Raw genomic sequence first — 24,353 nt, forward strand, 5'->3', positions numbered from 1 at the left:
CTCTACTTCTCAGAAGTTTCTTGCAGCTTGAATTGATTGTTCTCCCATGTATAGCGATTGGTGAATGTCTTCCCTATGGAATTGTCATAGTAATCTAGTTCAAAGCCATGATCGCCCCAGGCTTGCAATTCAATAGAATTGCGGCTCCCGCCACTAGCGAACAGCTCTTGACGCCCTGCGATCTCCAATTTGTCTATGGAGTGATCCTCTCTTATCGTATACAGATGATAGATATTGCCGTTGCTCGTCCCATATTGTCCAAGGGCGAAGTCAATGTCGCCATCACCGTTGTAGTCAGCAAATGACAGATCAAAGAACTGATTTACCTGCTGGAAAAAGGTATTCTCAATATCGGATCGATGCAGTATATGATCGTCAGCATCACGAATAAGGAATTGAAAGCTACCTTGCCAATTCCGCCCCATGAAAGGACTCGGATTCCAATCTTCATAATAACGGCCATCCACCAACACCACATCCAAATAAATGTATTCTCCAACATAAGCAAAGAGTGGATTTTGAGAAACCGTCATGGGTCCCTGAATCTCGATAGCAGGCTTATTCGAACCATCAGGCTCCTTGTCTGAAAGCTTGGTTTTTGACAGATTAGACGGTTGGCATGCTGTAAGGACCAAGATGACAAGGAAGACCAAAAGTATCGTTCCCAGTTGACGCATCATTCTCACACTGCCTCTCAATGTTTGATCGTAATGCCTCTGTTTTCAGCCCAAGCGCTCAGCTCTTTTTTTATAGCCGGGTAACGATCTTTGTCACATTGAAAATGAAGAATTCCTTTTAACCAACCGGCATCATTCCGATAGACATAAAAAGATAAAGGCGAATAAAACCATATTTTCTCGATGTGCTCGGTATGGATACTCGTTTCGCCAAAGCGCAGGTTCTCTTCATCCCAATGCAGGGTATAGCTTTTTTTCATGTCTTTAATGCTTTTAACTAGAAAAGGAAGGCTAATGAAGATAAAGACAGCATAAGGGATCGGGGTTAGAGCGTAAAAGATATTAACGATTGAATAGCCAAATGAGATAAATAAAACTCCGCTAAATATATACCAGTACCTGCCTTGTGCCAATCGAACTTTAAAATCCATCTCGTCATCCTCATTCTCTGCGTAAAATATACATGCCTCTGCCTATCCATTCATATTCGTCGTATTCCACACATAAGCCCTCGCTAATGAAAAGCTCGGTTAGCTCTTCTCTTGAGAACAAGCCAAGCTCCAGCGTTTCCTGCACATGTTGAATGCCATCTCTGCGCCCAATCAAATAATCGAAATGAAGAACCGAGATTGAACCAACCGTACTAGAATGAGACATCCGGCTGATTTTGCAATCCTCCGATTCGTATTGAAGAGTTGATACGTAACCAGGCTGCCAATCATCGGGGGTGAACCAAGCTTCAATGAGGAGGATGCCATCTGGCTTCAAATGCTCCTTGAACCTGCGAACCGCTTGCTCAACTCCGACTAGCGTTTTGGCGAATCCGATGGAGCTGAACAAGCATGTGATGACATCGTAGGTTCGATTGAGTTGAAAATTCGTCATATCATCGACTGTAAACTGCGATTTCGGATTTCTTTTGCGCGCCGCCTCAATATGGGACTCATTCAGATCAATCCCATCTACAACGTAGCTAAGTTGAAGGAAACTTGCGTGTTTCCCCGTACCGCACGCTACATCCAGAATCGTTCTGGCATTCGGATGCTTTCTATCGATTAACTCTTTGATAACCGCTGCTTCCTGTTCATAATTTTTGAAGCTGTATATGGCATCATAGAGCTCGGATTGCGCTTCTGACATTGCCCAGACTTCCTTTCTTGGCGGTCAATATAGACTTAATGCTGCCGCCGGATAACAAATGCCTTATCTAATCGTTCCATGCCCATTCGCTCATAGAATCCGACGGCCGTAGGCGCAGATACGAGGATATATTGGATTTCATCATTGCCTAGCTTCTCCTGCAGCTTCTGCATGAGCCTCTCTCCAATTCGCTGCCCGTGATAAGCTTGATCTACAGCTAAATCTGAAATATAGCAGCAATAAGCGTAATCCGTAATCGCCCGTAATATGCCTACCAACTTTCCGTCCGCTCTGGCAGTCAACCGTTCATCGGCATGTGTCAGCATACGGCTGAGCCGCTCCAGATCTTGCGCTGGCCTGCGAATGCCAGACTGTATGAACACTTCAGCCAGCTCCTCCGGAGTAATCGTATCGTCTTCGTGGAATGTAATGGTCATGGAGTATCCCTTCCCTCTGCTTAGTTAATGGTCTAGTTGAACCTGCTCGTAATGCTCGACTGTCGGGAAGGGATCATAGTAATGATGCAGCAGTGCTTTCCATTCCTGGTAAGGCTGCGACTCCCGGAAACCAACCGTATGATCTTCAAGCGTCTCCCAATGGACAAGCAAAATATATTGATGGTCATTCTCGATGCAAGACTGAAGCTCATGATTGACATAACCCTTCATACTGGCAATAATGCGTGAGGCTTCCTTAAAGCTAGCTTCAAACTCGCGAGTCAAACCCTGCCTAATAGTTAAAATGGCTACTTCCAGTATCATGGTTGACTCCCCTTTTCAGACAATAATTCATAAACCATCAGCTCTTCGTCATACCGTATTCCATCCACGATGAGGGCATTTCGTTCCAAACCGTAACTCTGAAAGCCAAGCGATTCATATAATTGCCTTGCCCCTCTATTGGCTGTGACAACCGTCAATTGAATCAGCTCAAGACCTTCCATCCTGCGGGCTTGCTCGATAACGGCTTCCAGCAACCCTTTGCCGACTCCATGTTTGCGGTAGTCAGACTTTACGTACACTCCCCATATGAACCCCTTATGTCTTGTCTTTCGAGCAGTCTGTCTCAGAAATCCAGCCATTCCAACCATTTCGCCATCGGCATAAGCCCCCAGGATGAATTGATTTTCAGTCGCTTCGACTTTAGCCCGCACAGCCTCCAGCGGAGTCTCCAGCGCATCCTCGTAGGAACTGCCGAATGCCTCCGGGCTGGTGCCGAGCGCCTCCAGCCGGAGCTCCCACAATACGGAAGCTTCATCGACCGTTACAGGACGTATGTTCAGCATAGTCATTCACTCCGTTGCTTCTTATTCGTCACAAAAGCTGTATCGAAAACACCATCTTCATACAGAAGGGCATTAAGCTGCAGACCGATTGAGCAACCTCCGTCAATGCCGATTTTATCCCCGGCGAACCAGATATCAGCCGTAGCTTGGAGCTTTGTCGTAATGGTATGGCCAAAGATGACCGTCTTGTCCACTGTAGTAGGATGGAGATAAAATTCATCCTTAATATACATAAAATCGTGATCGGATTGTAATGTCCAATCGGACGTTCCCGGCCGCAATCCGGCATGCACATAGATATGATGGTCATCCTCCACATAAAGCGGCAAGTCTGCCAAGAAATCCAGATGACTCGCATATTGCTCCTCCATCATTTCTCGCGCTTTCTCCCGGCTGCGCTCCGTTACCTCCGAGAAACCGACATAGCTCTGTAACGTTGGCGGGCCGCCATGTTCGGCAAATTTATGGAGTACGACCGGATCATTCCCCCGAATAAAATCGACGAGACGCTGATCATGATTGCCCCGCAGCGCAATCGCGCCATGCCGCTCCACAAGTCGCATGACAGCTTCGACAACTTCTCGGCTTTGCGGTCCCTTGTCGACATAATCGCCAATCAGAATTAGCCGATCTTGCTCCGGCACGTACCGCACCTTCTCCAGCAGCCGTTCGAAGGGCTCCAAGCATCCGTGAATATCACTGATCATAATAGTCCTGTTCATAGCTCCGTCACCATCGCAATCGAAGTTCCGACCACGCCGATCTCTTTGAACCCGTAACGGGTATATAGGATGACCGCTGCTTCATTGGAAGGGTCCACACTTAAAGAAAGCTTACCAACTCCATTAATCCGCAGCTCAGCAATTAGCGTTTCCATTAGCAGCTTGCCCAGCCCTTTTCCCCGATGCTCTGCCAGTATTGCCATTCCCAGTTCGGGAACATCATCGCCGACATAGCCAAATCCTTTGTTTGCCTCCGTGTAGAGGCGAGCCGTAATGGAGCCTACCGCAATGCCATTCTCATTTCTGGCAATATATCCGACATCGCCGCTTCTGCCCCATCCCTCTACATATTTGGCCATAAAGGGCTCTTGCAATATCGAACGGTCGAACGGCTTTTGTCCTTCCTGTACATAGAGCGACTCCAATAACATATCCCATAAAAAAGCTGTATCTGCTTGAGTTGCTTTATGCAGTGTATAGTTCATGCTTTTTTCACTCCTACATCATCTACTTTTAGTCTATTCATTTCGGTTTAGGCAGTTGAAATCGTTTTATTGTCATAGGATGGCTTAAATTAAGGCTATGAATAGAGCGCTCGCGATATTGGTCCAACAACCGCCAAAAAATTTTGGCAATTCGATAGCTGTCACTAAGCGCATCATGCCTGGCGAGTCCCGAATCGTCGACGCCCAATCGTTCCATTAATAGATTGGTAGAAATAATGGCTTGTTCTTCAGGATACAAATATTGATAGAGCAGCTTGGTGTCCAGAATAGGCGCATTCAGAGCAGGCAACTGGCGGCGATGGCATTCCGCTTGGATAAGCGGCCAGTCATATTCGTAGCCCGCTTGCGTAACGAGTATCGTATCTTTGGCAAAAGTCCGAAAGTCCTCATAGGCTATTTCCCAACAGGGTGCATCTGCTATATGCTCATTAGTCACGCCAGTCAACTGTTCAATGAAGGGAGAGATCGGCTCCGGCGATCGTACATAAGTCATAAAAGACGGATTGGATTGGCTAGAATCATCGTTGCCTGCAGAGATGCGTACGGCCCCGATTTGAATAATATGGTCTCTTTCCGGATTGATCCCGGTAGCCTCCAGATCGAACACACAATACGACTCATTGAACAAGTTGTCGACTTTAAGCTCCGACACTTCGTACTCAACTTCGGATATGATTTGAAGTTTCATTCGCCCACTCCTATTGTGATTAGCCGCTGTTCTGTCCCCTTCCGCCTGCTTCAAGCAGCGGCTCATACATCATTAACGCCTTGTTCTCTGTCACAAATTCATCTGCAATACATTCATGACTAGGATTCATGACTCGTCGATAGATTTGATTGTGCCTGGTATAGCCGCCCCAGTACTCCTGAGCCAGACGATGCTCCCGTTCATATATTTCATAGTGATAGATGGATGGCTTCGAGCATCTCCATTCACCTACCAAATTCTCCTCGGTCAAGTGAAGCGCTAGTTGATAGGGCGTATCCGTTGCATTGTAGATTTGCAAATCCAAATAATTGTAAGCGCAAGTGGCACCGCTGCCGAAGGGCTGCGTACGGTTCGAATCCGGGAATACATCATAGCTGTGGCGATGCCGCTCCACTACCTTAAGCGGTGTATGGAGTGTAATCCAATAGAGAAGATTCGATAATTGACATAATCCGCCGCCTACACCGCTCTTAAAGCTGCCATAGTACAAGATCATGCCCTCTACATATCCCTTTCTTGTAGTGGGCTTGCCGAGCAGCTTCCAATAAGAGAATGTCTCGCCGGGATTAAGAACGATACCGTTCAACGCTTTCAGGGCAATCGTCAGGTTTTTGATTTTGTTATACTGCATGGACATATCCACATCTCTGAGTTGACGCAGCAATGGGGTTTGATGTGTACTGATGCGATGAGGTAAGAGTGTCGTGCTAACGGTTCTAGAGTACCTTTTGCCGCCAAATCGCCAAGCTAAGTGCCTTCGGAACCGATAGTACATCGTACCTGCCATAATTCTTGCCTTCGATCGCTTAATTGGCTTCATCTCACATCTCCTTTGCTTCCAAATCAACCCAATGATTGGAAATGATTGTATCGAAAAAAGCCGAAAGGTGTCAAGCACTATTATTCAAGATAGTGGACACCTTCGACTTCAAAGTTCTTATTCGTTAAGGTTCAATGCCCCAGACCAGAGAGCCGTTATGATATAACGTTATTTTGTTATGATCGGCAAAAGAAGTTAGAGACGGCGCATAAGAGTAATCATTTGCTTCATTGAAGTTGGACCAGTTGCTGTTGTTTATTCTAATTCTGATGTCACCTGTATCACTTGAAGCCGCTACGTTCCCGGCTGCAGCCAAAAATCCCAGTTCAAGATAAGCGTCTGCCGTAGCAATTGGCGAACCCATCGTATAGAAGACGCCTGTCAGATTCGTCTTACCTATGACGGCATAATCGATTGTAAAGTTCTGGGCTACGGCTGCTTCCCTCTTGAAGTAGTAACGAACGGTTAGTTCACTAAGGGGAATAGGCGTTGTACCGGTATTCACAATTTTCAAGAATGGCTTGATCGCATTATTGCCTACTACACCGTCTCCATCCTTATATTGAATTTTAAGCGAGGTAGTACCCCCGCCGCCCCCTGAAGACAGTGTTGTCGCACTTACGGATGTGCTGCTTGCAGATACATTATTGAATGCATCATACGCTTTGACTGTATACGTGTATGAGGTGGATGAGCTTAGCCCTGTATCGCTGTAGGATGTTGTATTCGTTGTTGCGAATTGTACGCCATTCCGATAAAGCCGATAACCCGCAACACCTACATTATCAGTAGACGCGCTCCAAGTTAAGGCAATGGCACTGCTCGATGTTGCTGTTGCCGTTAGACTGCCAGGTACTGTTGGCGCTTGTCGATCCCAGGATACCGGCGGATGTCCTGCGAAAAACTGGTTGTTCGTATACGTATTCCCGTCACTCGTATCTCCGAGGCTTTGATTCGATGTTTCGCTTGCGGGACACCACGGACTGCTGCTGGTGCGATTCACTTCCGCAATATCGGCTGTGATGCCTGTGTTGTTCTGGCGATAGCCGATATTGTTACGTATGGTGACATGCACTCCCTTCACGTCGATGAAGCTGTCTGCGAAATTAAAGCCTGCACCGGCAATGCCTGCCCCTAGAAACAGATTATCTTCAATTAAAGTATGCGAGGTTCCTTCCTTAATATCGATCGGTTCAGCTGCTACAGCAGGACCAATGATGTTGTTGCGCACAATCGTATGCCATACAGCGCGATTATAACCTTGCCCTGACCCAACGCTGCTCCCCGGCATCCCTTCATTGACATCCCATACCGAACGATCCGACCCGATATAGATACCTTCGGCAAAACCTTTATCCGTAGCGTTGCCCGTCGCTCCAGTCTGGTCTACGATGCTGTTTTCAATAATGGCGTAAGAACTTCCATCTCTGATGTGAATGCCTTCCTGTCCGACATGACGGACAGTTACTCCATTCAAATGAGCGTAATTGGCGTTATCGAGCACTATACCTTTCTGACCATGCGTAATCGTCATATTTTTGACAATCCAATGGTCACCGGTCAAATATAACGTATAGCCAGGCGATGAGATGGATCCGCCTTTCAGTATAGCGGGATTGGCAGGATCAGCGCTTTGCAGCGTGATAGGTGCAGCAGCTGTTCCATTAGCACCAGAATAATAATAAGCGGGCCGAATACCGACAGTGCTCACTGTCGACAATTCGTAGGTACCTGGGGCAACATCAATGACATCGCCAGGACTAGCATGCTGCAATGCGTACTGAATCTCTGCGACAGTGTTAACTGTGACAATCGTGGCAGCATCTGCCGTTGGAGTGCGAACAATCGCAATCGTACCAATGACTACAACCATACTTAACAACCATAGTGACAAGCGTAGCAAAACCTTCACTAACTTTCCCTCCCCATAGAATGAAATACTTGCATGACGGCGCCGTCACATTTCATCCTATTCAGTCAAGGGAATGTCAAGAATCAATGATATGATTTCCTATGTCGAACGTAAAGATCGGTTCGATATAGCCCCTCGGCGGAACTCTATTTCCAGCAGCTTGGCATACCATAGGCTTGTCATGAATCGTCCTTTTCTTAGAACTAATGGTAACAATGGACTCTATTACAAAAGGGTCATTTCTTTCACGAAGACGGCATGTCCGGAGACATATACACTCATGCCAAGATCGGTTCGGCTAACTTCGACCTGCACCCGTCCATCCCGTTGAATTTCGTGACCTTGTTCTACCTGAAAGGATAGCTGCTCTAATTCCGGTTCCATATACGTCAGATAATAAGCCCCCATTACGCCGGATGCTGTCCCCGTGACTGGATCTTCAATTGTACCTGAATAAGGCGATGAGAAATGTCGGGCATGCATCAGCGTATCCGAATAAGCAGTCTCGAAGCCGAATGGATGTAAGGAAGCACGCGGCATCTCGGTCAATAAAGCGGGAAATTGTGCGGAATCGGGTCTCATGAGGCCAAAAGCGCCCAACGTTCGGATCGGTATGAGCAACGTCCAGGTACCCGTACTTCCGTATACAATCGGATAACGCGAATCCCAATCCTCCATCGTAAGACCAATCGATTGCATGAGCCGCTCTTCATCACCTTTGAACGCTACAAATTGCGGTTCGCTCTGCTGCATGCGAATCTTTAGTTGTTCGCTGGAATCTGTCGATAACGTAATCGGCAATACTCCTGCTTTTGTCTCTATGGTGAGGTCGGAGATCCCATCCAAGTAACCTCTGGTTTGCAATCCATAGATAGCTGCCATCGTGGCATGTCCGCAAAGATTAATTTCATGCCCCGGCGTAAAATATCGCAATTGGACAGTAGCAACCGAGGAGGTCTGTACGAATACCGTCTCGTTAAAACCTACCTTCCTGGCAATTTCCAGCATCGTAGATTCATCAAAGTGATCCGCATCAAATACAACACCTGCCGGATTTCCTTGATTAGGAATCTGAGTAAAAGCATCATAATGATAAACGATCATACCTTGCATCCTCTCCAGCTTTAAGTTTTGATACTATTCAATGTTAGAGGTCGTCAATAACTGTTTCTGAAAGTATTCTCTCCAGTACCAATGCTACCCCGTCTTCGTCATTCGTTCCTGTTATTTCCTTGGCCAATTGCTTGAGCTCTGGAATCGCATTGCCCATTGCGACCGGCCATCCGAAGCATGTGAACAAACCCACATCATTATAATCGTCACCGAATACAACAACTTCTTCCTCAGGTATTCCATATGCGCTACAGATGGTGGCCACTCCTTGTTCTTTGGAAGCTTCGCGAGAACTAATCTGAACTACCCTGCCTTGATCGGTAACTACAATATGAAGCAGCGATGAAAACTCTTCAAACAATGGCTTAACAGAAAACGATCCTGTCACTAAAATTTTCGTCGCCGCTTGCTTGCGAAGCTGTTCCAGTGGAGTGACCGTTGGTCCTGAACTCACGCCTACTAGCATTTCTACTTCCATGTGCTTAAGGCTCAACCACTCATCGAGTACTTCAAGACTTAATTCTGATTCCGGGTACTCGCGGATACAACGATCCAATACCGCGGCCGTTAAGGAGGCGGGAATGGGTTTATGAAGAGCTGTCCCGGTATGACTGCATTGGATATATGCTCCGTTGTAATAAACAAAGGAACCAAGGCGAAGAAGGTCGTTTGGCAAAAAATGATTCACGGTGCGAGGAGGTCTTGCCGTTGCAAAAATGATTTTGATCCCGAGACTGTGGCACTGTCTTACAGCCCTTACGTTACGTATGCTAATTTGTTTGTTCGATTGCAGCAATGTACCGTCGAGGTCCAATACGACAGCAGATACTCTCATACAATAATCCCTTTTCGAGGGATAGAGGTCATTTCATATCGTTTTCCCTTAAGCATTTTTCCGATGTAGAAGATTTGACCCATATGTTCGGAGAAATGAGCCGCGCATTGAATCAGCATATCCAGATGTGTTCTTTCCTTGCCTCTTACACACTGTGTTTGATGCCACTGCGCATCCGTCATTTGCGCCACTGTATCCGTCACGAACTGAAAGGATTCGGATATTATTCGAATCAGCTCAGATTTGGATAGATGAATGGGTTCAAATTCAGAGTCCCTGTCTCTGGCGACATTCTGACCTTGAATCCCATTCACGATGCGTTCGTTTATATTTCCTCTAATATGTACAATCAAGTTAGAAATACTGTTGCTGGACTCATCGGGACGCCAGTTTAATTCTTCTTCGTCCAGTTGATTCACAACGAGCAGAATGCGCCTTTCGATTTCATTGAACTTTTGTATAAGCAAATCTCGCATCAATTCCAAGAGCTAACCCTCCCCCCGCGCATTTAACAATTGTTCCATTGTAAATAACGCGTGGACACGAACACCAATGGCCTCCAGCTTGCGTCTTCCTTCCGGGTTGCGTTCGATGACACATATAACATCCTCTACGATTGCGCCAGCTTCGAGCAGCTCCTGTGTGCTCATGATCACTTGACCGCCAGTTGTAATGACATCCTCCACAACACATACCCGTTTGCCTTTGATGTGTGCTCCTTCGGCCAGTTTACAGGTTCCGTATTCCTTCGCTTTCTTACGGACGAAAGCCGCAGGCACGCCAGACTGAAGTGAAAGAGCAGTTACGACGGGAATACCGCCCATCTCTAGACCTGCGAGCACTTCTGTACCATGTGGAATAAGCGACAACATCTGCTCCGTTATGGCACGTAGTACACCTGGATCAGCCTCGAACAGGTATTTGTCAAAATACTCGTTGGATATTTGCCCAGACCGCAATGTAAACGTACCATTTAGATGGGCTGTATCATAGATTTGTTTTGCCAGAGATTGTGTCATAGGAACCTCTCCCCTAATAGATTTCTATTATCATACAATTTTCAGGCAGGATATGGGAATAGCTATTTTATGTTCCATCAATGAATAGCTGATTTAATCTGGGCCAAGTGATGTCGATTATGCCACACTAATCGCTTAAGTGCTGTACCAAGCGTAACGCTGCCCAGCGCCTGGGTAGTCAACGTCCGCTCGAAGTCGCTTTCCTTCATACGAGACATGACGATGATGAGTCGTTCATGAACCAGCTCTAATAGCCCTATGGCATGGGCTACAGGGACACTTTTATAATCGGCTAGTTCTGCCCATAAGTCTTCCCGATACGAGCTCGCTGCCGGCGCTTCCTCCGTTAGGGCACGCTTGAATCGAATATAGGCATTCATATCGTTATCGGCCATATGATGAATAATTTGGCGTATCGTCCATCCGTCGGGACGATAGCTGCTCTCCAATTGAGCCTCAGTTATTGAATTTGCGACTTGACGCAGGGATTGAGCGATGGTTGGCAATTCAGCGATCAGCTGTATCCGATCATTTGGCGACAGATCTTGAGAAAGAAACGTGCCGATCGGAAAACGAATGGCATCCATAAGAACAAGTACCTCTTCTCTCTACGAAAGTTGTGTTTCATTCCATTGTTCATCACGCAAAAGGATTGTCGCCTGCCACTCGGTCTGCAGAAAGGTTGTCGTACGCTCCGTAAGCTGCTCCAGACTCATCGGATTTGCACTTGACGATAACTTATTGGATGGCCAGACATATACTCACCCTCCGAGATTCAAGGTATCATTAATTTGAACGGTACCAAAGTATACAGGCGAGTGATTAACAATATCGGATACCGCCAACTCTCTGGCTTTATCATTTTTATCCTTATTATTTATAAATTGCAGTCAAATACAATAATCTTCTTCCATTTCAATTGGGTTGGATTTGATGTGAGTTACCGTTTTGGTGCGCTTATAATAGAGGAGTTCTATTTGAGCACCTTCATCTATATGTTCGAATTGTTCATTGGGCAGACGATATACAAACTTGTCTCCCTGAGGATTAGTCACAAGAATCTTGTTATACCGCTTCTCCGTCAGTGTTCCAGAAAAGCTCTGTTTGTCCTGATAGATGAGATCGAGGCTAATCATGACAATCACAAACAGCAGTATAGGGACACACACGAAAAATGCGAGATTCAAGATAGGCGGATAATATCTATAAATATTGCTCCACTTCAGCTAAAGAGGCTTTGCAGTTCCACGATAGGTGTATGAAACCAATGGACGATGGGAACGTCGATGCTAGAGATCACTTGGTCCTGGCTCCCAACCTATATTTTGCGACCAGGTATGCGCTCTCTGCAATATATCCCATACGATGGGCCCTTTGCCTTCTACGTACTGGGCTCGTTCATGATAAAATTCCTTCATCAGCCGATGCTTCTCACGTGCATATCTAAGACAATCTTCCGGATGCAAACGTAAGTAATCGCGGAATAATAAGGATAGCTGTTCCGAGTAGCTGCCTACTTGACGTACATGGATATGTGTTCTTCGATCACCCGGCCGTTCGCGAAAATAACGTTTGCTTAAGTCAGGATTCTCTGATCGGAGAATGAACCCAATTGATTCAATCTTTAGTTGGTAACACGCTAGGTTCTGATAATCAGCTACAGATATTTGAATATCAATAATTGGTTTTGCAGCTAACCCTTCTATCGACGTAGAGCCAATGTGGTCGATTCGAATAGCCGTCTCCTTCATAGCTTTTCTAAGCAAAGTACCCGTATGAAAGAACAACTGCCTCCATTCCGACTGATAAGAGGCTATCCTCCATTGATCCTCCATGCTCTCATCCTCTCAATATCGAACGTTCACTTGACCTATAACTAAGGCATCGTTGGCCAAGGAGAACCTGAACGATATTGTTTAATTAACCATTCGTTATCGGCCTTAACCATTGTCAATCGATCTATTCCTTTAAACCATTTTCCAACTGTGTTGTTGCTCTCTACTTTTATAAACACAAGCTTTTTATTAGGACCGATCCATAATTGCCCCATTTTCTTATGCCTATCTATTTCGCCATACCAGTGTCTATCATTAATGATGCTCTGAGCAATAGATCCCATCTTCGTTGTCTCATCGTAAGCGTCATCGTTTTTAATCGTAAAATGCAGGTAGCTTGTTTCTAATTTGTTTTTTGCAAATCCGTCGTAGAAAGAGTTTAACGTAAGGTTAATACCTCTTGTTCCACTCATGCAGAAAAAGGTATATATGCCAATAAGAACAACACCAGCAATTAAAATTTTTCTTATCATCGAGACATTTCCTCCATTAATTTAAGCACACCATGTCTAAGGAAGTTATTAAATATAAATTCCGGGAGCAATTCAGCTAATTGATCTTTGGTCGCCCATAGATAAGCGGAATGTTCTTCCGATAATGTGATGATGTCCTGTTCTGAGCAGCAGTGATAGGACAAGAGTATGATCTGGCGATTAGGCGCTGTATGGAAGGTGGACGCGTATAACAATCTTTCGATCTCAATATCAATGCCCGCTTCTTCATGGACTTCGCGAATAAGTGCAGGTTCCAAGTGCTCGCCAAAATCATTTTTTCCGCCCGGTGTTTCCCAGTCGCCTGCTGCAAACCCCTCCTCATCGGAGCGTTTCATGATCAATACTTTTCCATGGCGTATAATGATCGCTTTAACGACCACAACCATCTGGTTCATAGAATGCCTCCCTGATTTAATGTTCTGCGTTATGTTTTCTTTTCATGATGCAAGCGTACTGCTTTTCTAATTCTGTACTTGTACATGAACCAAGTTTTCAGGATGGATTCAGCAGAACGATGCTTCGATACTTCATGAAGATATACAAAGTCTAACGGCTTCACGCGAATATGAAACAACGGCTTGACGGGCTCAATGCTGGTCCATTCATCAAAGACAAGAAGCCCTTTGCCCTGCTTCTTGAACGAATTGCGCGGCAGAACATAGACTACTCCTTCGCACCAAGGATCATTATGATAGGTCTCTTCACTGAGCGAAAAGAAATAATATCTTTGACCTCTGCATACGATACAGCCATTCCTGAAATTGCCTTGCAGCTTCATACGATTAAATACAGCGTAAAAAATAGGCCAAATGCCGTCTGAAGTTGCGAAAACAGCTTCTGTCAATTGACCTGTATATATTGTCTGCGGTCGTGGAGTAAACTCCTGTATATCCCTTGCATTGGAGCCATGAAATAATACTTGATAACGCATGGACAAATAGTGCAGGAAATGATCTACATGAATTTGTCCATCCAACTCGCATGTTTGATGCAATAAGGCCTTCTCATATATTTGATCGTACCTTTTGATTTCTGCTTCGCTAAACTTTGGTTTTTTGCCTTGAAAAAACAGCATTCTCCATAAGAGTCTTCTCATGACTGTTTCCTCCGTTCAATAGCAGCTTACCAACCTATCTCTCATGACTATAAGTGCCATGTTCAATCTGATCTTCCGCCTCGTTTCTCGTTGATGTAGATATCAAGCGCTATAATTCCACGTTTTGCTAATCGAATAAACAGAATTAATGCATATATAACCAAAACAATACCTGCTATATAGACTAAAAACATGATTAAGGGCCAAGCTGAAAACAAAGATATACTCACGTTCACCATCACCTTTCTATGGTTTAATCGATTCCTTCAGGACGTTATGGATTGGACTGCACTTTCATTAAAGGTTGTAGAAGCTGTAATAATTCAGGTGAGGCTTGAAAAGAATAGCGTTGATTCTGGACAACTAACCAAAAAACCTCACTATCCGGACGGATATAAAACTCCAAATCTTGAAATGACTCTCGATACTTCTCGGAATCCTGTTGCAGAAGCAGTCTCCACTCATCGTCATGTTGCATGTATGGTCTTTCTTTTGCAGGAGTGGATTGCTTCATAGCCTCGTAGATCTGACGACCCTTTTCATCCTGCATATGATAGGACCAATAGATCGTCCCTTCTGGATTATTCATTAAGAAATTAAAGCCCCGTTTCTGTTCATTACTACCAATAGTTAAGTAAGTACTCATCTGATCACGAGGATAAAACCAGTCTTGCATTCCGCTTTGCAAAGGAAGAAATCCGATGAGATAAACTACTAAGCCAAGTAGAATGACCCGTCCCTTGTAGACTTTGTTTTGTTTGGCATTTCGGTAGAACAACCATGCCACTAGTGCGCCTGCTGGCAAATACAAACCATTGAATAGGAGACGAAAAGGCGTAAGCAACAAGTACCCTGCCGTCTTCCAGCCCAGGTTGCGTTCGTCTTGCCTCTCTGTCTTCTTCCATATTAGAAGCAACAGAAGCATTATCGGAATCGCTACGATCAAGTAAGGCATTATCAGACTAAAAAAATAGTAAGCCATAGCAACCATCCCGCCTATACCAAAGTGTAATATTGTCCTGCTTTGACTTCAATTTGGTGCTGATCCGCCCACGCTTTCAGGGCCTTGAATCCTTCATCGTGATCTCGAAAGGCAAAGCTTAAATACGCAGGCACGAATCGCTTTCCTTTAGGAACGATTCCGACCGAAGGATTGAAGTAACCCTGAATGACAATTTTCTTAATCTCGTGAGGCTGAATCCCCCGATTATACAGAGCTATACCGTTCTCTAGAAATTGAATATGACTGGGTTTGAGTTTGATCTTCTGTAGTACAAGAGTAATAAAACCAACTAGATATAATACAATAGAAGTCACAAAGAAAATGGTGGCAACATTCCATGAATGATACCTATTCATAGTCGCCAGCATGATCGTTAGAGAAAGAGCCATGAAAAGGAACAGAATAGGGGTATAGTTAAACGTTGGTCTTTTTATCACATATGGTTGATCCTCTTGCATTTTTGTTCTCTCCCCTCTTAGATGCCGCTCCTTCGCATCGTATTTGAAATGCAACTTGGAGCGATTAGCTTTAAGCTTAATCGTATGATAAGACCTGCTCGAATAAATAGCGATTCTCGATCATTTTTTGCAAATGTACGCTTATTTCTGCGGGACTCAAAAGCTGACCCGAATGATGCGCATCTCGAAAATAGTGGGCCATTGCGAAGCTTCGATCATCCTTGTAGCGAGCAGTAGCCTGCATCTCCGTTTCAACCATATCAACCATAACCGGCATCATTTTTCGATCCCCAGCCATTGAATAGATCAAACGAAAAGTGATGATAACGTTCAAAAGCAGCTAATGGCTCCGGTGTCTTTCGTGTGATGCCAAAAACATGGCTTCCTTGCTCAAGCAAATCCTCGTGCTGCTGGAGTCATCTCACGAGCCTCCATCCTTCAATATTCTAATTCTACGTATTAGAAGTTGAATGAATTTGATAAGGAAGCCCTCTGACTTGATGAACAGACTCATGAAGGCCTTCTATGACTACTTGCAACGGAAAGACTCTTACAGGTTTAGTGGAGCCTAGCCATTGTCGTTCCGTCGAGGATAGGATGAGCAGTCCATATTCGTCTCCAATCGGCGCAAATAAAGAATCTGCGTTCAAATAAATTTGCTCTTTCAGTAAGTCTTGCAGTTCATCAGCTGTGTCCGTTACGTTTGTCACAGCCATTCCAATCTCAGTTATGTTAAGCAAAACATTTCCTTCGAACGCTACTTCCGACACTCCAGCCAACTTCTGTCGCGCAATGTATTCAACAATGTTGCCCGCTGGGTCATAGAAATAAATAGAATCCGAATTCCAACTATTCGAGTGAACAATCTCTCGACCATTTACCAGATTCAATTGAATACCGCGTTCTCTCAAATGGCTGATGGCTAAATCGAATTTATGAGGGGAAATATTAAAGGCAAAGTGATAGTAAGGCATTTCATCCCCGTTGTAAGCTTCAAAGGTTAATATGGAGTCGCCGCACTGAATACGAAGCAACTTCTCTGTATAGGCTACGATTGGCAAGCCGATCCTCACATGGTAGAACTGATACTGCTGATCCAATTCACTGGTCTGTAAAATCACTTCTCTTATCTTCATGCTGTCTTCCTCGATTCATTAAAAAGTAAAGGAACTTAGAGTTGTCTCCGTTCTGTATCGCTTTGTATTAATATCGAGTAGACGTCATCTAAATTATGGCAGATATAATCAGGGCAGTATCCATCGGTTTGCTTTTTATGGAGCCGATTCAGCCAAACCGCTTTGATTCCGAGTTGTTGGGCGCCGTATACATCGCTTACCATCGAATCTCCGATATGAATAACTTCATGGGGCTGCAGCCCTGTCCGTTTCAAAGCTTCCAGAAATAGCTCCGCTCTTGGTTTGTAGGACCGCACGTCCTCACTTGTAATAATCGCATCCGCATGTATGCCATGATGCCGGACTGCTTCTGCGATATCATCAGAATCAATATTCGACAGAATATATACCCTCGTCCCCTGTAGTTGCTTCAGAAATGGCAGTGTATCTGTATATAACCTTGGTTTCCTCCAATGGTCAAATTGAACCTCTATCAGCTCTTCCGCTCTACGTGTTGATTGAAAATGTTCCAGCGTCTGCTTCAATGATTGGATGCCAATCGCTCTTTGGGTTTGATAGGTATCGCCGAAGCTATTTTGGAAAATTGCCGAAAAGCTCTTCCACCAAAATCTTCCGATCTCTTGTTGATTACAAGCTCTAGAAGCTGAATCTTGAATCTGTTGGTAAATTACCGGTAATATGTCGTCATCTTCATGTACTAATGTTCCATAAAAGTCCAGAAAAACAGCTTTGTACATCATCATTTCACGCTCCATATCGGTCGTAAGAACATAACCCACCGGTGGCAGTTAACCATGGGTGGGTTATGGAGAACATACTATAACATACGGCTTAACAGCATTCTTACTACATAATAGATGAAGGCGATGGCCAAAAATCCTGCGGACATAAATAAAATGGTTCTCCACCCGAATGAGCTTTGAATGAATCCAAAAGTTACTTTGGACTGTAGATAATCGACCGATTCATAGCTTTTTAGAATATCTGGCACATGCTTCTTGGTCAGCATATAACCTTGTACAATTCGCCATATGACTCCAACTAGAAGAATGACGAACGAGATAATAAGTGATTCCAATGCCAGCCATTTGTTGAAACTCATGATATTCCTCCAGTTTATAAGGAAAAGATCGGGCTAGCCTTTACTCTGTTAACTAATGTCAACTCATGCTGAATGGAATAGTCCACTAGCTTGCGAGCGATGTCTTCCCGGTGATTCGGATCAATTGAATAGGCGATCCTGCTCCACTTTCCTTTTACATGCAATTTGAATATATAATTCGTGATGATGAGTCGGTCAATATCTTCGACCTGAACTTTCTGATCGGCAATCATAATGAAGCTAGGATCAAGCACGACTGTCGAGGTCGCACTGTGCTTTTTCATTTTAATGAATAGGTAAACAAAGTAACTAAACAAAAGGAGTAAAACGATAATACTTGCAGTGTTAATGTTGCTATTGCTCGATCCCCACTTGTTGGCTGATAGAACCATAATATTAAAAGGCACTAGTAACAACATCCAATAAGCAACAGGGCGTTTTGTCATAAATGTATTTGGATTCATATTGTTCACCTCGTTTGATGCTCACCTGCCTATTGTACCATCATATTCCAGCAGATTGAAGAAGTTTTTACTTAGGAAACAATCAAATTTGGGTATTACATGCAACTTTTCTAATTATACACTGTCTATAGTGTGAAGAAGGATAATGCGTTCAAATGAAGGAGAGTGAACATCATAAAGAAGTTTATATTAGGACTAATTTGCGGAATGGCAGTTATTGTATTCACTGCTGCAGCCGTATCCGAGGAGGTCAGAGCTAAATTAACACCTGTATTTGTGACGTTTCACCTCGGCGGCGAAGAAAATGCGCTTAGCTCGGATGACACCAAAATATTGAATTATAAAGGCCAGCTGTTCGTACCGCTGCGATCCTTTGCGAATGAGATGGGCGGCTCCGTCTATTACACGGCCCCGGTCAATGGTGAGAGAGCTAAGGTGGACATTTATTATGAAGATGATCGAGATATGACGCTGAAAGACAAAGAGGGCTATGTTAGTCTGGCCAATCTGGATGTTCGTTTTGCACTGGATGATAGTATGCCTGGAATTAATGGTACGGTCAAGATCAATAAAGTCGTCCCAAAAGATCGCGATATAGTGATTTCCGTCTTGGACAGCAATGGCAACACACTAGGCGTTAGCGGAGCAATTCAGTCCTCTGATCCTTTTCATTTGCCAATATCACAGATCAAGCAAGGGAATATAATCAACTTCGGTACGTACTTCCCTTATATGTCAACGCCGGATAAGTATACACTCAAGGTAGAAGTAGTAAAGAAAACGGACTGGGCATACTCTCAAGGATATATAGGGACGGTTTCAGGTGCGGGTGGTTTTAACGGTTTCCCTTTAAATCCCGCAATCCATGGTACTAATCATCAAAACAAGTTAGGAGAATCTACTCCTATTGTTGTTAATGTAATTAATATTGGCAAGGAAGACTCTATTGTCATAACCAAACCATTTACCCTTAGTGTGGAAATTTCAGACAGCAACGGTAAGATCATTCGTACACTCACAACAAAACCTTTTCAAGGAGAAATCCTATGGAGATATGGTTCGATTCGTACAACAATTCCATGGGATCAAAAAGACAGCTCTGGTAAAAAAGTAACCAAAGGCGAGTATCAAGCCAACCTATTAACAACCGTAGCTGAAGGCCACTATAAAAACAAACCCGATAAGATCATAAAATTTGATCTGCTACATTCCATGCAAGCAAGCATATCGCTTTTGCTTGAATAAAAAACAAGCTTCCTGCTCCGGTTCCCGGTAGTTTGGAAGCTTGTTTTCTTACTCCACATCTGGCTTAAAGCTTAAGGAGTTGGTTACCCTCACATTAATTATGCCTTAGCAGAACGTTGTTCTGACTACAAAAATGAAGGATTACAGACCCTAGTTTCTCCGATTGTTCCTTATGTTTTAACTTAAGCCGCATGATTGTTAATCCCTTATTTTTCCTTCTAAGATAAAGATCGACTTTGTCTTTAGCTAAAACCATTTCCGTTATATGTTCCGCTTGAATAGTCGTTGCGTTAAAAATAAGCTGATCATTGGCGACAATAAGTTCTTTTGATCTTTTAACTTCAATTGCATGCCATAGTAAACATATAAGTGATAGCAGAAACGCGGCTGACATCAATGGAACTCGAAGATTTGTATCCATCAGAAGAGCAATACAGATAAAAATCAACATGCTAACTTGCATGATAGCTGTAAGCGCAAAGCTTTTCCACGTCTGGAACTGCTGCATAATAAACTCAGAGTTTCTTTGTATCTCGCTCAATTAGGATCCCTTTCCTTTATGTTTGAATCTGTTTCATTCCAATTTTTCTCTATGATTGTCGATTGTTTTTTCGTCACTTTTTTTATATCCGGTAAAAAGAGGCAGATCCCTGCGATCAACGCCATCCAGCTAAGAACTAAGGGGCCGCTTCCCACATACTCTAGCATGTCAGAAAATAGACTTTTGCTCCATGAGCTAAGATTCGAGCCAAATATGGCCGCCGCAATATATCGTACTCCATAAAGGAATGCAGCTATTCCAATAAAAACAAGCCAATCGATCTTCTATTCATAATATCCTCCTTCAACAAGTGTTCATCTAATATATGTAAACATACTGTTTTTGTCCTATTCTCGCTATCTCTTCGTAAACATATTGCTTCATAAAAAATGTTTAAGTTCTCTTATGTCTAATATGTTTCCAAATGGCACTACGCCGTTTTTGTTCATTTTCTCGGTATCGCCATTATAGGCGATAAAAGCGATTCCTGCATTGGCTGAAGCCTTACCATCGATCCAGGAGTCGCCTACTGATATCCATTCTAATGCTGATGTAGAATTAAAATGTTCCAACACGCATAGAAAACCATCAGGAGAAGGTTTAATCTCTTTCATCACTCCCCTGCCGACTACATAATCAAAATATGATAGTATTTGATGATCCCGAAGCGCTGTCTCAGCCGCTTCCATTGCGTTATTTGTGACAACCGCTAACTTGTAGTGTCCGCGAAGGTCATCCAGAAGTTTCAGAACGCCCTCTTCAAGATCAGCTCCTTTCATCCCTCTTACTTCATACTTTTTAGGAATATCCCACATTTCACGGATACTCTCGGTACTCATATTGTTCGTGGATAACGCAAGCGTAATAATAGTGGATGTAGTATGATGCTCAAGATTCATATTAGGAGGCAGATATTCCGCGTTGACCAAATATTGATAAGTATCTCGCTTCATCGAGTCAAAATCTATCCTTGATCGCAGCAACGTATTGTCCATGTCAAATATGATACCTTTTATCGTACAATTTTCAGGCGACATCATTGCGTATTCCCCTCTTTTATATCCTATGGTCCGCTTTAACTTTGATTCGCGCATTTTCTTCAGTTCAGGCTGATCTCACATTATAAATAAAATATTGGCTGGATATCTTCTCAGCCGTCAGACGCCGCCATTTGTTTCTGCTGCAAATGAATAGCAGCTTTATAAAAGCTTCCCCTTTAAGTTGATTTTGATCTCGGGCCATTCGTTGAAAATAATACTGTAAATTACATAATCCAGATTATAATATTTTCTTCGAAGTATTCCTTCTTTAGTTGCACCTAATCGCTCAATCGCTTTCTGTGACCTGACATTATCGGTTGTCGTAACGATTTCTACTCTTACCACTTCCAGCATCTCAAATGCATATTGTAACATCAGAAATTTGCATTCTGTATTGACACTCGTTCTCCATACTGTGGGTGAAAACCAGGTTGTTCCAATATTCAAATTTTTATTTTCCTCAGAGATGCGAAGAAACCGCGTAGTGCCAACATATTCTTGCCGCTCTTTGTCATACACGGCATATGGATACTGCTCCTTCCTTTCACGGCAATCCATTGCTTTATGCACAAATGTCGTCATCTCTTCCAATGTCTTTATGACATAAGGATAATGAGTCCATATCTCGGGATCTCTAGAGCAATTATAGAGCGGATGGATATGTTCTTCCTCAAGCGGAACTAGCTTCACTCTCTTTCCTTCCAAGGCCGAAAATATATACAAATCCTTCACCCTTTCATTCAAAAGTGACGTTATGAGTTTCTATCATTTGAAATATTCTTTCCATTTAAAGTATACTCAATGTTTAAAGGTTTATATAGACAATCTTAATAAAGGAGTTGTTTTGAAATGCCATTAGAACAAATCACCATGAATCGATCCGAAATAAAGCTAGTTGGATACCGTGTACACGTATCTTTGAATCAAGATTTGGAAGAAAACATTGTTGTAAACTTGCGCGAGGAAATGACAAAACAGCGACATCATATATCCAATCAAACGAATGCAGGCATGTATCTGGTTCAAATCTACCCCGAAGAGGAGTGGACGCCGGATGTGCCGTTTACTAGTTTGGTTGCAGTAGAAGTTAGTGAATATAGTGAAGCGCCTGAAGGATGTGTCACACATACGATTCCATCCGGTCAATATGTGAAAGTCACGCATAAGGGACCAGAATCTGATATCGGAGAAGCTTACGATTGGATTCGCGAACAAGATATTTGCAGCGTTCGTTCATTTGATTTCGAGTATTGGGCGCCAAAAGCTTCCTTTGACGAGGAAGACAGTATGATCGATATTTATTTGCCAGTAGAAGAATAAGCAGTGTTTGTAGTTAGAACTCGTGCAGTTGGCGGGTTCTTTTTATATCCAAATATCCATATAGACGTGCGTATGTCAAATAAAAAAGTGAGAGAATTTCTTCTCTCACCCTAAATGATTACTTATTGTGGAAATGTAAGGTTAATGAATGAATGTATTTTTAACGCGAATGGACCTAATAAAATAAGGGATCCAGATGAGACAAACACCAGCCGATCTAACCAACTCGAAAATCGTGCTGCCGTCATCAAGACTTTTTGCTAATGGAATTTGAAGGAGAAGCGCATAATCGATCACTCCTACAATCAAGAAGGAACTAAAGTAAATAATCATTAATCGCGGTAAAATCGCTTTTTTACTATAGAAGCAAACGATTATATATATCCAAAAAGCAAAAAACAATACATGATAAATAACTTCAAACAAAATTAGAGGCTTCCATAAAGCATGATACATAGCGGAGCCTTTCTGCGTAAGCAGCTCCCAAGACCCGTCACCAAAAATGCTTACCGATCCCATGAACTGAAAGAATGAAGCAATTATGGTGACATACAGGCCAATTTGAACTACGACTAACCAACCTCCTAGTCCCGAAATGAGTTGAGGTAATGGTTTAATTTCTTGCGTAGCCTGAGTCTGAGTTTCCATTGATACACGTCCCTTTGTCAAATGTAAGTTTGGTCTATTCTAGCTTCGCCAAGAAAGTTCCGTCCTGAACATTCCTGACCCACCATAATAAACCCTCTACTTACTTATCGTCCCATCAAGGGAAAATATTAAGAGACAAAGACAAAACAAGGCCTTTCTAAACTCTTATACATTTGTATCTGGTTTCTCATCTATTTTTTAACCTATAAATCAATATAATTAATGAGAGCAATACTATTGAACAACACGATAATCATCGGACAAATCAACATTCTGAAAATACCTATTTTCTTATAAGTAACCTTTAAGTTCAAATCCCGATCCCATGATGTAATCTTTGCATATCTTAAATTGTCATAGCCGATCATATAGCAAGCCAGGTTGATTAGACCTACGCCCACTCCCATACCTCGAAACCAAACCAATATGGCTCGTTTTAACGCAGTATACTTAGGGACAGCACTGCCTTCTGAGCTTAACACGCGTATACCCAATATTTTCTTACCCGGAGTTGTGCCGAATATTGCCATGTACCCCCATTCCATGAATATCCATAAAAAAGTAGTAAGGGCATTAAAACTGAAGCTAGACATGCGTTCAATGCTTGCTTCATGCAGGAAGACCCATACCATGCCAATAATCGTAGCATGTATTAATACATCAAAGGTTCTTGCCCAAAATCGTAGCCAAGGTCTTTCTTTTTCTACTACCTGCGTAATTGCTGTCTCCAAGCTTTCCCCTCCATAAATAGATCATAGATGTTGAAGCCGATACTTTACCAACTACTAATACTATCATATTTATGGAATATTGTGCATGATTATTTCCATCATTACCCTTCAACCAGCTTGAAATATCGGATATCCCCTGCATCCGTTTCTGCAATCACAATATCTCCACGCTCTTTGGCACCATATATTTTTGTACCGATTGGCAATTGATTTGCTGCTCCATTCTCAAATTGTTCTGCATCATCCGTTTTTAATGTAATCTCCAACAAGAATTCACCCTTCGTAAGTTCTACTTCATCAACCCAATCAATCCCCGAAACGAGCACCACATCATTGTACATGATCATGTTGGCTTCAGGGTTTCCCTTCAATACTTCTTGAACCGTCGGATTTCCAATGCTATTTGGAATTGTACCGTTCTTTTTCTCAAACGTCCCTGTACCGCAACCCGCTAGCACCATAACCATACAAATGACTAGAAGCCATCCTTTCATATAGCTCA

Annotated in this window: 35 protein-coding genes; 2 read left to right on the forward strand and 33 right to left on the reverse strand. The window is 43.3% G+C overall.

Translation table 11 applies throughout. From position 1 onward, the window contains the following. Positions 1-2 precede the first annotated feature (2 nt). From DX130_RS08340 to DX130_RS08475, 27 genes are all read right to left on the reverse strand, one after another. Complete coding sequence (locus tag DX130_RS08340; protein ID WP_116044317.1) at positions 3-680, reverse strand: hypothetical protein; 678 nt, start codon at positions 678-680, stop codon at positions 3-5. A 14-nt stretch (positions 681-694) separates the two neighbouring features. Beyond that, a complete protein-coding gene (locus DX130_RS08345) occupies positions 695-1,108 on the reverse strand; it encodes a hypothetical protein (RefSeq protein WP_116044319.1) in 414 nt (137 codons plus the stop codon). A 10-nt stretch (positions 1,109-1,118) separates the two neighbouring features. Further along, positions 1,119-1,817, reverse strand: a complete 699-nt coding sequence (locus DX130_RS08350) for a class I SAM-dependent methyltransferase (protein ID WP_116044321.1) — start codon at positions 1,815-1,817, stop codon at positions 1,119-1,121. A gap of 35 nt (positions 1,818-1,852) precedes the next feature. Continuing rightward, positions 1,853-2,254 carry a GNAT family N-acetyltransferase gene (locus DX130_RS08355; protein WP_116044322.1) on the reverse strand — a complete coding sequence of 134 codons (402 nt, stop codon included), beginning with the start codon at positions 2,252-2,254 and terminating at the stop codon, positions 1,853-1,855. A 24-nt stretch (positions 2,255-2,278) separates the two neighbouring features. Continuing rightward, a complete protein-coding gene (locus DX130_RS08360) occupies positions 2,279-2,578 on the reverse strand; it encodes an antibiotic biosynthesis monooxygenase family protein (RefSeq protein WP_116044324.1) in 300 nt (99 codons plus the stop codon). Continuing rightward, the gene (locus tag DX130_RS08365) at positions 2,575-3,102 is read right to left on the reverse strand and encodes a GNAT family N-acetyltransferase (protein ID WP_116044325.1); all 528 of its coding nucleotides are present in this window, start codon (positions 3,100-3,102) and stop codon (positions 2,575-2,577) included. Before DX130_RS08365 ends, DX130_RS08360 begins: the two co-directional genes overlap by 4 nt. 2 nt (positions 3,103-3,104) lie before the next feature. Then, positions 3,105-3,824: a metallophosphoesterase family protein gene (locus DX130_RS08370; protein ID WP_116044327.1), complete on the reverse strand. Its 720-nt coding sequence runs from the start codon at positions 3,822-3,824 to the stop codon at positions 3,105-3,107. After that, the gene (locus DX130_RS08375; RefSeq protein ID WP_116044328.1) at positions 3,821-4,309 is read right to left on the reverse strand and encodes a GNAT family N-acetyltransferase; all 489 of its coding nucleotides are present in this window, start codon (positions 4,307-4,309) and stop codon (positions 3,821-3,823) included. Before DX130_RS08375 ends, DX130_RS08370 begins: the two co-directional genes overlap by 4 nt. 37 nt (positions 4,310-4,346) lie before the next feature. Further along, positions 4,347-5,018: a 3'-5' exonuclease gene (locus tag DX130_RS08380; protein ID WP_165861198.1), complete on the reverse strand. Its 672-nt coding sequence runs from the start codon at positions 5,016-5,018 to the stop codon at positions 4,347-4,349. Between the two features lie 19 nt (positions 5,019-5,037). Further along, positions 5,038-5,859, reverse strand: a complete 822-nt coding sequence (locus DX130_RS08385) for a VanW family protein (RefSeq protein ID WP_116044333.1) — start codon at positions 5,857-5,859, stop codon at positions 5,038-5,040. 124 nt (positions 5,860-5,983) lie between these two features. Then, complete coding sequence (locus tag DX130_RS08390) at positions 5,984-7,771, reverse strand: cellulose binding domain-containing protein (RefSeq protein ID WP_116044335.1); 1,788 nt, start codon at positions 7,769-7,771, stop codon at positions 5,984-5,986. 225 nt (positions 7,772-7,996) lie between these two features. After that, positions 7,997-8,875: a PhzF family phenazine biosynthesis protein gene (locus tag DX130_RS08395; protein ID WP_338068620.1), complete on the reverse strand. Its 879-nt coding sequence runs from the start codon at positions 8,873-8,875 to the stop codon at positions 7,997-7,999. 43 nt (positions 8,876-8,918) lie between these two features. Next, positions 8,919-9,719 (reverse strand): Cof-type HAD-IIB family hydrolase, encoded by an 801-nt coding sequence (locus tag DX130_RS08400; RefSeq protein WP_116044339.1) that lies wholly within the window; start codon positions 9,717-9,719, stop codon positions 8,919-8,921. Further along, positions 9,716-10,195, reverse strand: a complete 480-nt coding sequence (locus DX130_RS08405; protein WP_116045841.1) for a DinB family protein — start codon at positions 10,193-10,195, stop codon at positions 9,716-9,718. Before DX130_RS08405 ends, DX130_RS08400 begins: the two co-directional genes overlap by 4 nt. Before the next feature lie 12 nt (positions 10,196-10,207). Beyond that, positions 10,208-10,738, reverse strand: coding sequence for an orotate phosphoribosyltransferase (gene pyrE, locus DX130_RS08410; protein ID WP_116044341.1), 531 nt, complete (start codon positions 10,736-10,738; stop codon positions 10,208-10,210). 77 nt (positions 10,739-10,815) lie between these two features. Then, on the reverse strand, positions 10,816-11,325 hold the full coding sequence (locus tag DX130_RS08415; RefSeq protein WP_116044343.1) for a YfiT family bacillithiol transferase: 510 nt from the start codon (positions 11,323-11,325) through the stop codon (positions 10,816-10,818). A gap of 702 nt (positions 11,326-12,027) precedes the next feature. Beyond that, positions 12,028-12,573 carry a GrpB family protein gene (locus DX130_RS08425; RefSeq protein WP_116044345.1) on the reverse strand — a complete coding sequence of 182 codons (546 nt, stop codon included), beginning with the start codon at positions 12,571-12,573 and terminating at the stop codon, positions 12,028-12,030. Between the two features lie 41 nt (positions 12,574-12,614). After that, on the reverse strand, positions 12,615-13,046 hold the full coding sequence (locus tag DX130_RS08430; protein ID WP_116044346.1) for a hypothetical protein: 432 nt from the start codon (positions 13,044-13,046) through the stop codon (positions 12,615-12,617). Then, the gene (locus DX130_RS08435; RefSeq protein WP_116044347.1) at positions 13,043-13,462 is read right to left on the reverse strand and encodes an NUDIX hydrolase; all 420 of its coding nucleotides are present in this window, start codon (positions 13,460-13,462) and stop codon (positions 13,043-13,045) included. The genes DX130_RS08430 and DX130_RS08435 overlap by 4 nt, the downstream gene beginning before the upstream one ends. Before the next feature lie 29 nt (positions 13,463-13,491). Then, positions 13,492-14,163: a hypothetical protein gene (locus DX130_RS08440; RefSeq protein WP_116044348.1), complete on the reverse strand. Its 672-nt coding sequence runs from the start codon at positions 14,161-14,163 to the stop codon at positions 13,492-13,494. A gap of 274 nt (positions 14,164-14,437) precedes the next feature. Beyond that, on the reverse strand, positions 14,438-15,145 hold the full coding sequence (locus DX130_RS08445) for a hypothetical protein (protein WP_116044350.1): 708 nt from the start codon (positions 15,143-15,145) through the stop codon (positions 14,438-14,440). A 14-nt stretch (positions 15,146-15,159) separates the two neighbouring features. After that, the gene (locus DX130_RS08450; protein ID WP_116044351.1) at positions 15,160-15,624 is read right to left on the reverse strand and encodes a hypothetical protein; all 465 of its coding nucleotides are present in this window, start codon (positions 15,622-15,624) and stop codon (positions 15,160-15,162) included. Positions 15,625-15,700: 76 nt separating this feature from the next. Then, on the reverse strand, positions 15,701-15,904 hold the full coding sequence (locus DX130_RS08455; RefSeq protein WP_116044353.1) for a hypothetical protein: 204 nt from the start codon (positions 15,902-15,904) through the stop codon (positions 15,701-15,703). Between the two features lie 172 nt (positions 15,905-16,076). Next, the gene (locus tag DX130_RS08460; protein ID WP_116044355.1) at positions 16,077-16,760 is read right to left on the reverse strand and encodes a VOC family protein; all 684 of its coding nucleotides are present in this window, start codon (positions 16,758-16,760) and stop codon (positions 16,077-16,079) included. A 35-nt stretch (positions 16,761-16,795) separates the two neighbouring features. Then, positions 16,796-17,503 (reverse strand): HAD family hydrolase, encoded by a 708-nt coding sequence (locus DX130_RS08465; RefSeq protein ID WP_240644362.1) that lies wholly within the window; start codon positions 17,501-17,503, stop codon positions 16,796-16,798. 74 nt (positions 17,504-17,577) lie between these two features. Beyond that, positions 17,578-17,862, reverse strand: coding sequence for a hypothetical protein (locus tag DX130_RS08470; RefSeq protein ID WP_116044359.1), 285 nt, complete (start codon positions 17,860-17,862; stop codon positions 17,578-17,580). A 14-nt stretch (positions 17,863-17,876) separates the two neighbouring features. Next, positions 17,877-18,326, reverse strand: a complete 450-nt coding sequence (locus DX130_RS08475) for a hypothetical protein (protein WP_116044360.1) — start codon at positions 18,324-18,326, stop codon at positions 17,877-17,879. A gap of 207 nt (positions 18,327-18,533) precedes the next feature. Between DX130_RS08475 and DX130_RS08480 the strand changes: the two genes are divergently transcribed. Then, on the forward strand, positions 18,534-19,571 hold the full coding sequence (locus DX130_RS08480) for a T9SS type B sorting domain-containing protein (protein ID WP_133297908.1): 1,038 nt from the start codon (positions 18,534-18,536) through the stop codon (positions 19,569-19,571). Between the two features lie 94 nt (positions 19,572-19,665). On the opposite strand, the gene DX130_RS08485 is transcribed toward DX130_RS08480, so the two are convergent. From DX130_RS08485 to DX130_RS08505, 3 genes are all read right to left on the reverse strand, one after another. Beyond that, positions 19,666-20,112 (reverse strand): hypothetical protein, encoded by a 447-nt coding sequence (locus DX130_RS08485; protein ID WP_116044364.1) that lies wholly within the window; start codon positions 20,110-20,112, stop codon positions 19,666-19,668. 380 nt (positions 20,113-20,492) lie between these two features. After that, positions 20,493-21,152 (reverse strand): HAD family hydrolase, encoded by a 660-nt coding sequence (locus tag DX130_RS08495; RefSeq protein WP_240644363.1) that lies wholly within the window; start codon positions 21,150-21,152, stop codon positions 20,493-20,495. Positions 21,153-21,311: 159 nt separating this feature from the next. After that, the gene (locus tag DX130_RS08505; protein ID WP_165861199.1) at positions 21,312-21,842 is read right to left on the reverse strand and encodes a GNAT family N-acetyltransferase; all 531 of its coding nucleotides are present in this window, start codon (positions 21,840-21,842) and stop codon (positions 21,312-21,314) included. 159 nt (positions 21,843-22,001) lie between these two features. Between DX130_RS08505 and DX130_RS08510 the strand changes: the two genes are divergently transcribed. Continuing rightward, positions 22,002-22,472: a GyrI-like domain-containing protein gene (locus DX130_RS08510; protein ID WP_116044368.1), complete on the forward strand. Its 471-nt coding sequence runs from the start codon at positions 22,002-22,004 to the stop codon at positions 22,470-22,472. A 141-nt stretch (positions 22,473-22,613) separates the two neighbouring features. Here the strand turns inward: DX130_RS08510 and DX130_RS08515 are convergent, their stop codons facing one another. The 3 genes from DX130_RS08515 to DX130_RS08525 form a co-directional block, all read right to left on the reverse strand. Then, positions 22,614-23,120: a DUF2569 domain-containing protein gene (locus DX130_RS08515; RefSeq protein ID WP_116044370.1), complete on the reverse strand. Its 507-nt coding sequence runs from the start codon at positions 23,118-23,120 to the stop codon at positions 22,614-22,616. Positions 23,121-23,323: 203 nt separating this feature from the next. Further along, positions 23,324-23,851, reverse strand: coding sequence for an RDD family protein (locus DX130_RS08520; RefSeq protein WP_165861200.1), 528 nt, complete (start codon positions 23,849-23,851; stop codon positions 23,324-23,326). A gap of 101 nt (positions 23,852-23,952) precedes the next feature. Further along, entirely contained in the window at positions 23,953-24,345 is a 393-nt protein-coding gene (locus DX130_RS08525; protein WP_116044374.1) for a hypothetical protein, read from the reverse strand. Positions 24,346-24,353 lie beyond the last annotated feature (8 nt).

This window comes from Paenibacillus paeoniae (assembly GCF_003388735.1).
Taxonomy (GTDB): Bacteria; Bacillota; Bacilli; order Paenibacillales; family Paenibacillaceae; genus Pristimantibacillus; species Pristimantibacillus paeoniae.